A 908-nucleotide genomic window follows, 5' to 3' on the forward strand; every position below is an offset into this window, starting at 1 on the left:
TTCCTCGCGTATCATCGAATTAAACCACATGCTCCACCACTTGTGCGGGCCCCCGTCAATTCCCTTGAGTTTTAATCTTGCGACCGTACTCCCCAGGCGGAGTGCTTAATGCGTTAGCTGCGTCACCGACATGCATGCATGCCGACAACTAGCACTCATCGTTTACGGCGTGGACTACCAGGGTATCTAATCCTGTTTGCTCCCCACGCTTTCGCGCCTCAGCGTCAGTAACGGGCCAGTGAGTCGCCTTCGCCACTGGTGTTCTTCCGAATATCTACGAATTTCACCTCTACACTCGGAGTTCCACTCACCTCTCCCGTACTCAAGATGTCCAGTATCGAAGGCAATTCCGAGGTTGAGCCCCGGGCTTTCACCCCCGACTTAAACATCCGCCTACGCGCCCTTTACGCCCAGTAATTCCGAGCAACGCTAGCCCCCTTCGTATTACCGCGGCTGCTGGCACGAAGTTAGCCGGGACTTCTTCTCCGGGTACCGTCATTATCTTCCCCGGTGAAAGAATTTTACAATCCTAAGACCTTCATCATTCACGCGGCATGGCTGCGTCAGGCTTTCGCCCATTGCGCAAGATTCCCTACTGCTGCCTCCCGTAGGAGTCTGGGCCGTGTCTCAGTCCCAGTGTGGCTGATCATCCTCTCAGACCAGCTATGGATCGTCGGCTTGGTGAGCCTTTACCTCACCAACTACCTAATCCAACGCGGGCTGCTCCAATGGCGATAAATCTTTCCCCCGAAGGGCACATACGGTATTAGCACAAGTTTCCCTGTGTTGTTCCGTACCAAAGGGCACATTCCCACGCGTTACTCACCCGTCCGCCGCTGCCCCGAAGGGCCGCTCGACTTGCATGTATTAGGCCTGCCGCCAGCGTTCGCTCTGAGCCAGGATCAAAC

The 908-nt window shown here is 55.5% G+C and carries 1 rRNA gene; it reads right to left on the reverse strand.

The annotated features are described in order from the left end of the window. A 16S ribosomal RNA gene (locus ACFSDX_RS12240) occupies positions 1-908 on the reverse strand; the annotation flags it as partial.

Origin of the sequence: Hymenobacter bucti (assembly GCF_042681145.1) — a bacterium.
GTDB classification, from domain to species: Bacteria; Bacteroidota; Bacteroidia; order Cytophagales; family Hymenobacteraceae; genus Hymenobacter; species Hymenobacter bucti.